This is a genomic window from Caryophanon latum, from assembly GCF_001700325.1.
GTDB lineage: Bacteria > Bacillota > Bacilli > Bacillales_A > Planococcaceae > Caryophanon > Caryophanon latum.
This window is the reverse complement of sequence record NZ_MATO01000048.1, coordinates 1-10,516: the sequence shown is the minus strand read 5'-3', so window position 1 is coordinate 10,516 and position 10,516 is coordinate 1. Positions and strand designations below refer to the sequence as shown.

The 10,516-nt window shown below is 39.1% G+C and carries 9 protein-coding genes and 1 CRISPR repeat array; of the genes, 2 read left to right on the top strand and 7 right to left on the bottom strand.

Translation table 11 applies throughout. The annotated features are described in order from the left end of the window. Nucleotides 1–166: 166 nt before the first annotated feature. Nucleotides 167–1,006, bottom strand: a complete 840-nt coding sequence (locus A6K76_RS12110; protein WP_066465447.1) for a putative periplasmic lipoprotein — start codon at nucleotides 1,004–1,006, stop codon at nucleotides 167–169. Between the two features lie 145 nt (nucleotides 1,007–1,151). On the opposite strand from A6K76_RS12110, the gene A6K76_RS12105 reads away from it, so the two are divergent. Further along, complete coding sequence (locus A6K76_RS12105) at nucleotides 1,152–1,667, top strand: sigma-70 family RNA polymerase sigma factor (RefSeq protein WP_066465445.1); 516 nt, start codon at nucleotides 1,152–1,154, stop codon at nucleotides 1,665–1,667. Further along, nucleotides 1,664–2,443 carry an LCP family glycopolymer transferase gene (locus tag A6K76_RS12100; protein WP_066465443.1) on the top strand — a complete coding sequence of 260 codons (780 nt, stop codon included), beginning with the start codon at nucleotides 1,664–1,666 and terminating at the stop codon, nucleotides 2,441–2,443. The genes A6K76_RS12105 and A6K76_RS12100 overlap by 4 nt, the downstream gene beginning before the upstream one ends. 367 nt (nucleotides 2,444–2,810) lie before the next feature. Here the strand turns inward: A6K76_RS12100 and A6K76_RS12095 are convergent, their stop codons facing one another. The 6 genes from A6K76_RS12095 to cas9 all read right to left on the bottom strand — a co-directional run bounded on the left by A6K76_RS12095 (nucleotide 2,811) and on the right by cas9 (nucleotide 10,199). Continuing rightward, nucleotides 2,811–3,101 (bottom strand): hypothetical protein, encoded by a 291-nt coding sequence (locus A6K76_RS12095; RefSeq protein ID WP_066465437.1) that lies wholly within the window; start codon nucleotides 3,099–3,101, stop codon nucleotides 2,811–2,813. A gap of 39 nt (nucleotides 3,102–3,140) precedes the next feature. Beyond that, on the bottom strand, nucleotides 3,141–3,362 hold the full coding sequence (locus A6K76_RS12090; protein WP_066465435.1) for a hypothetical protein: 222 nt from the start codon (nucleotides 3,360–3,362) through the stop codon (nucleotides 3,141–3,143). A gap of 118 nt (nucleotides 3,363–3,480) precedes the next feature. Beyond that, nucleotides 3,481–3,911: direct repeats of the CRISPR family, unit length 36 nt; unit sequence GTTTTACTACTCTCTAAAATTACACTGGTCTAAAAC. Between the two features lie 29 nt (nucleotides 3,912–3,940). Further along, complete coding sequence (locus A6K76_RS12085) at nucleotides 3,941–4,822, bottom strand: hypothetical protein (protein WP_066465434.1); 882 nt, start codon at nucleotides 4,820–4,822, stop codon at nucleotides 3,941–3,943. Further along, entirely contained in the window at nucleotides 4,819–5,139 is a 321-nt protein-coding gene (gene cas2, locus A6K76_RS12080) for a CRISPR-associated endonuclease Cas2 (protein ID WP_245671988.1), read from the bottom strand. Before cas2 ends, A6K76_RS12085 begins: the two co-directional genes overlap by 4 nt. A 185-nt stretch (nucleotides 5,140–5,324) precedes the next feature. Continuing rightward, nucleotides 5,325–6,203, bottom strand: coding sequence for a type II CRISPR-associated endonuclease Cas1 (gene cas1, locus A6K76_RS12075; RefSeq protein WP_066465433.1), 879 nt, complete (start codon nucleotides 6,201–6,203; stop codon nucleotides 5,325–5,327). A 12-nt stretch (nucleotides 6,204–6,215) separates the two neighbouring features. Beyond that, nucleotides 6,216–10,199 carry a type II CRISPR RNA-guided endonuclease Cas9 gene (gene cas9 / locus A6K76_RS12070; protein ID WP_066465432.1) on the bottom strand — a complete coding sequence of 1,328 codons (3,984 nt, stop codon included), beginning with the start codon at nucleotides 10,197–10,199 and terminating at the stop codon, nucleotides 6,216–6,218. Between the last annotated feature and the right edge of the window lie 317 nt (nucleotides 10,200–10,516).

Below are 10,516 nucleotides of genomic sequence, written 5' to 3'. Positions count from 1 at the left end.
AAAATGGCACAAACCATTGATACATCAACATTTATAGAGGGAGCGATGAAGATGAGCAACTAAGAAAAAAGAAGGGTTACTCGAAGGTCATGCTTGTGTATAGAGACAATAAAGAACAGCAGCAAGATATATGCTGCTACTATTTCTACAATATCAAGCTGCCTTTTTACAACCCACTAAAGTCTCCTGTCTTCACGTTGACACTCACAATGCGGTATTCAGTGCCGCCAAACTCTGCATACACTTGTAAATAACCTTCATTGTTGTACACACTGCCTTGTTCGTAGCGAATCGTATCAATCGAATCGATGAAACCTTCATCTAATATGCGCTGTTCAAATCGCTTCTTCACGCCTGGTGCCCATGCATACGGATCAGCTTGTTGTGCCGCTGCTTTTTCAGCTGCTTCCTTCGCGGCTTGTTGACGAGCTGCCTCTTGCTTCGCAGCTTCTGCTTTTGCCGCTTCCTCTTTCGCTAACTGCTCGGCTTGCTGCTGTAATGCTGTCGTGTTTGCTTCCTTCAATGCTGTTACTTCCTGCTGAATCGTTGGAAACGCGGCTAATGTATCTGCTGATAAGCTTGCCATTTTTTCATTCGACTCATCATACCTTCCTTGTTTCGCAAGTGCCGTCGCTACCTTCACTGTTTCGTTTACTGACTTTTGCTGCTCCACGACTAACTGTAACGCTTCCTTTTGTTCCTCCGCTTTTGCGCTAATGACGCTTGAGCCATGTTCAACGTTTATCGCCATATCGAGTGTAGCGATCGCTTCAGTTGCTGATGCCTCGCTCGCTTCTTGAATGTATGTAACTTGTTGCAAGTACGCCTTTGCACTTTCATCTTTTGAACTTTCCTCTAACGCAAGCTCAAACAACGCCTCCGCTTTCGCAAAATTGTCTTCCGCGATTTCCTCTAGCCCTTTATTAATGTTTTCCTGCACTTTAGCGTCTGAGCCACACCCTGTTAATAGTAATGCTGCGCTTAAACCAATCATCCATTTTTTCATCTGTCTGCATCTCCTTTTTCCATAAATATCTTTTATTATAAAAAATTAGACAGACAAAAGATGTCCAAGCGTTTATTTTTAACTAGCAAATTGAATCGTTTCGCACGTCACACTCGTCTAATCATTAAAGAAAGGGGGCGTGAACATGAGCGAGCAAGAAAAAGATGCGTTGCTCGAGCGCGTCATGATTGCGTATGGAGATGAGCTTGTTCGTTTAGCGTATACGTACGTCAAAGAAAGCGAAGTCGCAAAAGACGTTGTGCAAAATGCGTTCGTCAAGTGCTATCGTCATCTTGACACGTTTCGCGGGGACGCTAATATAAAAACGTGGCTATATCGCATTACGATGAACGAAAGTAAAGATTATTTGAAAAGCTGGCATTGTCGCATGGTGCGCGTGAAAAGCTTTTTTCATGAAAATTCAGCGCGCCAGCAATCGGCAGAAAAAGAGGTGCTACACCGCTTCGCACACGCGCAACTAAAAGCGGATATTTTCACGCTGCCGACGATGTACCGCGAAGTTGTGTACTTGCATTATTTTGAAGATTTAGCGGTTGCGGAAATTGCGGAGCTGCTGCACGCGTCACCGCACACGATTAAAACGCGATTGCGCCGCGGCACACAGCGTTTAGGCGCCATATTAAAGGAGGAGCATACATGAAACGATTAACATTTACCGAGCAAGATCGCCAGCGCGTATTTGCCAAATTGAAAGCACCATCGCAAGCTCGCACACCACGATTGTTACCACTCATTGCTACACTGTTTCTCGTCGTCATCGCCGCTTCGTTCGTCGCCAGTATGCGTACCGATTCAAACGTCGCTACACCACCACCTGCAATCGAAACGGTATTGCTCGCATTACAAGATACGAGCAACCGCATACCGATTACGTTGCTCGTAACGATTGACGACAACACGCGCACTATTCATGCTGCATCGATTCCGCGCGATACGCATACTGAAACCGGAAAGCTTGCCTTTGCAACGAGCGACGAGCAGCTCACGAAAACGATTGAGCAGCTGTTTTCAACGACGATTGACAATACGTACGTGCGCACACTTTCACAGCTAAACGAACTCGATGCGGTGATGTACACAATCCAAGAAGCGATGCAAGTTCGTGCGATTGAGCAAGCGTCGTTTCATTTGGAAGCGGGCACACAAACGCTCAATGCCGAGCAGCTCGCTTCGCTGTTACTCACGGCAACGAATTACGGTGGCGATACCGACATACAACAGCTGACGACGCTCTGGCTACAGCACTTCCACGAAAGCGCACCGTTTACGACCGCACCACTTCATGAATACACGATCAAAGCGATTTCACTTCATGACGGCATGCAGTCAGCGCAACTAGACGAGCAATACGTCGTGCAATTTGACGAAGCGTATTTACAGCAAGCAAAAGATGCACTGTACAGCTTTGAGAAATGACAAAACCCCGCGATTTCTTAGTAATAGAAGTCGCGGGGGTATTTTTGTTGCTGATTATCAAGCGTGTTGATTAGCCATTCAACTGGCATTTCGCGTAGTGCGGCTCGCTTTCCTGGGGCTCGGCTCAAGCCTCCGCACCGCTCCTGCGTCGCGGCTTACGGGGTCTTGAGACACGAGCTTTTCCCCAAGGAGTCTCGCCGCACGCTCCATGCCACTACAATACTGCCTTCATCTCATTTTTGCTGCTGAAAACAACCGATTCAGCTGTATACAAGTAGCTAATCAACAGACCTGGCTGATTATAATATTAGTTGATCCAATAAAATTACACAATCTATTCAATGCTACTACATTCGAGCCATTCTGTTTACACACCATCTTTTGTGTAGACAAGTGGCTCGTTACTTCTTTCACCATCATTAAATACGTTATGAACGATCGAGAAGCCTAGCTCGTATACATCGACGCTTTGTTCTGTACTTAACGTATTCATCGCACAACCTGATGCTAAATGTATACAAATAACATCAGTTCCTTCAAACGTAACGTCCGCAATATGAGCGTGATTCGCCACTAACTTTTCTGTATGCTGCTTCGTGAAATTGCTCGTGTTATAACGATTACCGTTGTCGTCTTCGTGTACAATATGCAACTCCAATGATAACGGCTTGAGTAACGCATTCTCACGTACACTAGCTCATAAGCTTTCGTATTGCTCCACTGTGAACATGTCGTCTATGTACAACGTCATACGCATCGGTGTTTCCCCAAAGTCGTGTGCATACTCGATGCTTTTCACGTGTGGAAATTCCTCGATGCGCACTGGATTTTCCATATAACGGACTAATGGCATTAACTTTTGTACATTTTCTTGTTTTTCTTCACGTCGAGCTAATTCTTCTTTTAATTGTTTATACATTTCATTATGCTCCATTCTATTTATCTCGCCTCACTGCCACCGCCCCAAATGAAGCGTCCACCTGTATGCGCTGTGTCGTGCTGAATCGCGTCGTAAAGCTGTGCGTTCGCCATTTTTTGTTTTACTACTCTCTAAAATTACACTGGTCTAAAACTGTTGTGCTGCTGCTTCCTTCGCGATTGCGTTTTACTACTCTCTAAAATTACACTGGTCTAAAACTGGTACATTGGTGTCAGCAACAAACCACAAGTTTTACTACTCTCTAAAATTACACTGGTCTAAAACGTGTGGGGCTTACCAAACAACGAGGAGCTAGTTTTACTACTCTCTAAAATTACACTGGTCTAAAACTGTGAACAACTTATTAGCACAAATGAAAACGTTTTACTACTCTCTAAAATTACACTGGTCTAAAACAGACTTAACGCGAGGCACAAAACGTCCACAGTTTTACTACTCTCTAAAATTACACTGGTCTAAAACAGCCGCATACATTTGCATTTGCATATGTTTGTTTTACTACTCTCTAAAATTACACTGGTCTAAAACCTCAAATTTTAGAGAGCCATACACTTCATTTAATACTTTTCACTTTCTAAAAACTCTCTAAATCGCTCATCTAACAGCGTGAAATCGCCAAAGAAATCATGAATCGCAAGCTTTTTTGCTAGTTGCTCAGGCGATATCGACATTTGAGTAACACGTAATTCATCTGCAAATAATTGAATTTGATCATGTAATACTTCGATGTCATAACGTGCGCCTGTTGACTTAATCAGGTGAATATTTCGCAACGGCACCGCTTCTAAAAAAGAAACATTTGACGTAATGCAAATGATGGTACAATCTTCACCGTCAACTTGTTGCAATAGCTCAAAAAATTCATTTCGAGTTAATTCATTTTCTGGAAAGTGATAAAAACATATACTGGTTCTTTTATTATAATTCAAACGCTTCGATATTTGTAACAAAAATTTCCTATAATCAACAACTTTTAACTTCTCTTCATTTTCATAGCTTACATGAACTGTTGCTAGTCTCATAATTTGTTCGAATGTGACATCTTCTAACGAAAACTCGATTTCATAACTTTGCCATGACACCGTTAACTGATGAAACGATAGCTCCAGTTGCTGACGAAGCTGACGATACGTTTGCAGCAACTGCTCTGTATTTTCAATTTCGAATTTGATAAATTGCTGCAGTTGCTTCACACGTTCTTTTTCTTTAAAGAAATCGAGTTCTCCACTATTGATAACTAACGTATTTAAATTCGTAGAAGGCATATCTAGCTGATCTATTGTAAAAATAAAATATGGATATTCCATTTGCTCATTATTTAACCATTTATTAAGAAGCTGCCTCACTGAAAATTGTTGCTGCGCATCTTGGAATAAAAGAAAGTTCACCTCATTGCGAACAATTGAAATCTCATCAAATACACTACAATGCCATTTCATAGCTCTATAATTCGCTCAATTGTCATGACATGTTCTTCTACACGTTGAGGTTTGTTGAAGCGTTCCATATTAGCAAATTGCTTTTCCGTAATTAGCAGCATATCGACATGACCAGCTTTCGGCAAATTTTCATACAATGTTGATTTCTGAAATTGGAGTGCAGAATGATTTAACACAATCTTTGAATACACGGAATATTGCAGCATCGCATACCCATTCTCTTGTAAAAACTTTCGAAATTTCCGATAGTTTTTTCGATCAGTGGCTGTTGTGACAGGAAGATCAAACATAACTAATAAACGCATAACTCGATGCAAAACCTCTCCTCCTACAATTTATCACGTCTGTTGATTAGCCATTTTTATACAGCTGAATCGCTTGGTTTCAGCAACAAGACTGAGATGAAAGCTGCATAAAGGTAGCAGTTCGCTTGAGCCGAGCCCCAGGAAAGCGAGCCGCAATACGCACGCGCACTGCCGATTAAATTGCTAATCAACACGCTTTACAATTTATATTGAAAATCAGGGAAGTGTAGCTTTTCTATATCGCCATCTTGTAAATATTGTATGCAGCTATCTAAATAAATTTGCATGCAAGACTGCAAATGCTGCTTTGCATTCCGAATGACGATTTTATAATCTAACATCGCAATAATGTTTCGTTTATCCTCTTTATTAAACGTATCTGAAATATGCATGTACACAAAATAATCAACTAACGGTCGAAAAACCTCAACAAAATCGCTCGCTAAATTCATTTGGTTATATTCGTTCATATGGTGAATACCTAGTTCCGTTAAATAACCTTTACTGACAATTAATCGGGCAAATAATGAATGAAGTATCATATAACCATAGTTTAACGCCCAATTTATTGGTATTTCTTGATTACGGTAAAAATCATTGCCATACAATCGATTGAAGTATACTTTTGCTGCATGCCCTTCTCGATTTGTTCGATCAGCTACAGCAACTTGACTAATAAATCGTTGTAGTTCTTCAACGCCCTCTTTATTTAAAGCATGTAGTACTTTTGCTTGGTTATAAATTTTTTGGCGTATTATTTGTTGCCATAGTAGAGCTTTTCTTTCAGAGAGCCATTCAAATTGTGCTCGAATGTGCTTTGACTGACGATGATGCCCATAAATCGCTTGGATATTAGAGGCTGGGTTCATTTTATCATCACAAATAATCGCGGTAATTTTATAATTAGATAAAGCATTAATGATGTGACCTGTTAACACAATATTTGGGTTTTCGATTATAACTACGGCAATCTCACTCAACGGGATTTTCGTTACAGTATCATTGGAAATAACTAAATGCTTCATACGTAAACTTAACTTCGATTCCTTCGTCAAAATAACTGTCCGCCAGCTCACCAAAATCCTCCTTTATTTCACAAGCTTCCTCGGTTTACGGTAACGCAAGCCTGTAATCGATTCATCTATTATATAAATATCTTCCACTTTCATTACTTGTCGTAAACGTCCACCGAATTTATCTGAACGCTGAGCATTCGCTGCGACCATTTTTTTTATTTCTGTAAATCCTACTTGGAATGTTTCTACATCAATCAGCTCAGTTTCAATGAACGCGTCAATTTTATTTCGTATTGTATCTTTATTGTACACTTTGTATTGCGTCATCATTTCTTCAACAATTGAACGAAACAATGTTCTCAATTCGTCAACCGATGTTTCATCATTTACGTGGAGTACCGCTTCAAGCAAATCTTTTCGCAGTACAAATTGTGTTGCGATATGTCGTTCATCTGAAGATATGCAATAGTATGGACTTCCATTGAGCATAATTTTTTTATACTTCGGTATAACGACAAGCATTTGTGCATCGATTACATCATCCTTTGACTCACGTTTAGCTAAATGCAATGCTAGTTCATTTAATGATGCCTCTTTTAACTGATAATGTTCAATAACATTAATATCTGTCAGTAATACGTGATGCTGTTCTTTATTTTTCTTCAAACTCGTATATTGAATACCACACACTGCGTATTTCACAATCGCATCATGCACAAACTTTTCCGCCTTTGCTGACGTATACTTCGCAGTTTTTAATTTTGGTGAGAAAATCGTTTCTTTGTAAAAATTACTATCAATCGTTTGCGTCATTTTCGTCGTTTGCCATGACTGCTCATAAAAAATATGCTCAAAATATTGCACACCTGATACCAGCTCTTTCGTAACAGGGCTTTTTATCTGTTGCTCTGCAAACTGCTGGAACAAGAAGAAATGCTTCGTTGATTGCGCAATTTTAGACCATTTTTTTGAAATGTCTTTATGTTGTAAATCAAACTGTAAAAAGTTTTTGCCGTACTTTTGTAAAATAAATTGAATGAGTACAGTCGTAAATAATGCATCCATCGCATGATGCTTATTGTTATAGTCACGAATTTTTGGAATGCGACTAAACTTTCTAAACTGTGATACCATTTTTGCCTTCACTACATGAATGTCTGTATGCTCAAAGCGCTCCTGTAATAAATCGCGTACATGCTTAATAATTTGGCGCGTTTCAACTAATTGACGTGCAATAAAGTTTTCTTTATCAACATCATTAAACGAAGGCTTCATTAACTTATGTAGCTTCGAATCTGAAATAAGTTTTAGCTGATTTAGACGTTTCCAATGTGCCATCATAGCTGGCTGCTGTTTAGCATCAATAATTTCAAGCGGCATTTTATTATTACCCGCTTTATTTTTTTCTTGATTTGCCATTGGGTAAACGAGCGCTAAGTTGTCGATACTGTCATCTTTTACGAAATTACGTGGCAATATATGATCAATTTCATAAGATGATAAGTCTTCAAGACGCAACGTTTTACCCGTATATAAACATTTGCCTTGTTGCGTCACATATAACCAAAAGCGTGTACGGTCAAATTGTTGCTTCGGATATTGCGCCATTTCTTTGAAGAACGCTTTTAATTCTTTTTCTTCCTTCGCTAAGCTTTTACCGATGCTTTCCCATTGCTCTTTACGTGATTTCGTACGATGACTTGCTTGATCCTCACGTGCAACTTCAATCATAATGTTCTTCGGCTCGCCAAAAATGGCTGTTAATTCCTCAATAATTTTCACCGAACGCCAAATACCACGCTTCAAAGCAGGAGACCCTGTAAGTTGTTCGATATCTTCATAACGAATTTTATGAATTTTTTTACTATGCTGCTTATTTACTTGCTCAATTTTGTAGGCTAAATCTGATTGACGAGGAGACAATAATTCCATAAAGTTCACCGCATGTTTTTCCATATACTCGATAACACTGCGATTCATATCGTCTACTGGTATGCTTTGTAATAATCGTTGTGAAAGTTGCCCCCAACCTGAAATGTTAAGCGACAATAAACGCTGTATTTGCTGCTCTGTAATAAACGGATATTTATCATTCATTTTCAGTGTAATAATATCTCGATCCGTGAACACTGTTAGCCAGTAAATAATTTCTTCCATAAATGCATTATCTACGATGTCACCGACAATTTCCTTTAATGAAATATATGTAGATAAACTTGAAGCAAAACGATCTTCCTTTTGTGTACCGTATACGTCTTTCCAATTTCCTGTACTTTCATCGTATAGTTCATCTTTATACGGGCTTTTTTTCAATGCTTGTATCAACGTTTTATGTGTCACTGTCTTCGTCTTCTTAAATACATGCTCGATAATCCACTGTTTCATATCTTCACACAATCGATGCTTTTTATGTGGCTGCTCTAATGAACTCCGAATTTGCACGCTATTTAATTCGTTTAACAACGTAAACTTTTCGTACATAAGCGATTGCTTCGGCAACACTTTTTCTTCCTTTAAATACGTACAATTTTTCGTCATGCGTGTAATGAAACTTTCGGCGGATGCCGCTTTATTCACTTTTTCATCAAAGTTCCACGGTGTAATGTTTCCATCTGCTTGTCGCTGTAACCAACCAAATGGCTGCTCGTCACCTTGCACCAATGGACCGATGTAATACGGAATACGAAACGCAATCAGCTGTTTTACTTTTTCAATAAATTCATCTGTAATCCACGGATAATAGGCTTGCTGATTTCGTAAAATCATTTCCGCTTCATATAACGAGTTTTGATATGGAATTGACGCATTTTGAATTCCCTTTTGCTTTACTAAAAACGACTGGCTTTCCATCGCCTGTATGATTTGCTCGATGTGCTCTTTTACTTCACCTGTTGCTTCTTTGATGAGCGCTGTTAATAGTTTCGATACTTCTTTGTAAAATGTCTCTTCATATTTTTTCTCACGGTTGAAGCGGTCAAGATGGCAAAGTAGCTCCATATTCGGCTTTTGCTCAAATTGACGTTTTTTCTGTTTTGACGTAATAAAAAAGGCGCGATATTGTTTCTCGCTCCCAACTTCATTAATGACTGATTTTAATAACGCTAAATCACGTTCATATTGGTTAAATGCTTCTACTTTCGCCGCAGCTACGTAACTTTGTCCTTTTAATAAATCAAATAATACAGTTTGCTGATAAAACGGTTGTACCGCTTCAATGAATGCTACTTCTGGCTCTAGCATCGTTTGTAACACTTCAGGCAATGTTTCAGCAGTTAAATTGACTTTCGTTTTTGATTCTTTATATAGCAGCTGTTGCTCAGACTGCTTAAACAGCTGTGCCGCTGCAATATCTAAACCTACAATTAGCTTGAAAAATGGCTCGTACGTTCGTTCAAATAATGCAGTCAATTGGCGTGCACGCTCTGCTTTACTAATATGGTTATTAAGCAAAATATGTTCAACGTCTGTTGATTGCTGTGCAGTTAACGACACTTGCGGTAGCTCTTCCATTTCTGTATATATATGAAGCAACTGTTCAAATTGCTCGCTTAAATTAGCATCGCTCATATTTGCATTCCATGTCGATCCTTCTTGTAAAAAATGACCGCGAAACTTCACTAAATTATGTAGTGCTAAATAAATAAGACGCGCATCTTTTTTCACTGAACTTTCAATTAATTCATGACGCAAATGAAAAATGGTCGGATATGTATTCGGATTCATGCCCAAACTCATTAACACTTCACTTAATGTGCGATTTTCGAATTGATTATCATTTTTCCAATAATGCTCCGTTATCGTTGGCGCAAAAAATGCTTTTTGTTGCATATGTGGAACAAAAAGCGATTGTAATAATTGAATACGCTTTTTACGACGATTGTAACGACGACGCGCACCACGCTTTATTCGACGCTCTTCTGCAACATGTGCCGTTTCAAACTCATGCACACCGAAAGCTGCTCGATTGTTGTAGCGTAAAATTTGATAGTTCTCATCGATGCATACCCAGCCAACGCTTCCTGTACCAATATCTAACCCAATGGAGTAATTTTTCATGATGACACTTCCTTTCGTTATTTACTTTTTTTGTATTATCAAGTATAATGAATTTGTTACTACTCTGTAACATTACACTGGTAAGTTAAAATAAGCTTAAAGCGTAAAAGTTGACCATTCATAGGTCTCCGCCACTGATCTTGAATCAGTGGTTTTTTTTGTCCACTTTTCCAACACCCCACTTCTATCACCTACTATTATTTTTACAAATAATTACATCAATTGTATAATTAAGCCCCATACAATTTCAATCCTTTTTTCCAAAATTCATATAAAAATCGAGTAGGAGGGAGTGATTAACTCCCGACCTCTCACAC

What these genes read in the sequence shown, in the direction of transcription:
- A6K76_RS12110 (WP_066465447.1), bottom strand. Translation starts at nt 1,006, where the DNA reads ATGAAAAAATGGATGATTGGTTTAAGCGCAGCATTACTATTAACAGGG.
- A6K76_RS12105 (WP_066465445.1), top strand. Translation starts at nt 1,152, where the DNA reads ATGAGCGAGCAAGAAAAAGATGCGTTGCTCGAGCGCGTCATGATTGCG.
- A6K76_RS12100 (WP_066465443.1), top strand. Translation starts at nt 1,664, where the DNA reads ATGAAACGATTAACATTTACCGAGCAAGATCGCCAGCGCGTATTTGCC.
- A6K76_RS12090 (WP_066465435.1), bottom strand. Translation starts at nt 3,362, where the DNA reads ATGTATAAACAATTAAAAGAAGAATTAGCTCGACGTGAAGAAAAACAA.
- A6K76_RS12085 (WP_066465434.1), bottom strand. Translation starts at nt 4,822, where the DNA reads ATGAAATGGCATTGTAGTGTATTTGATGAGATTTCAATTGTTCGCAAT.
- cas9 (WP_066465432.1), bottom strand. Translation starts at nt 10,199, where the DNA reads ATGAAAAATTACTCCATTGGGTTAGATATTGGTACAGGAAGCGTTGGC.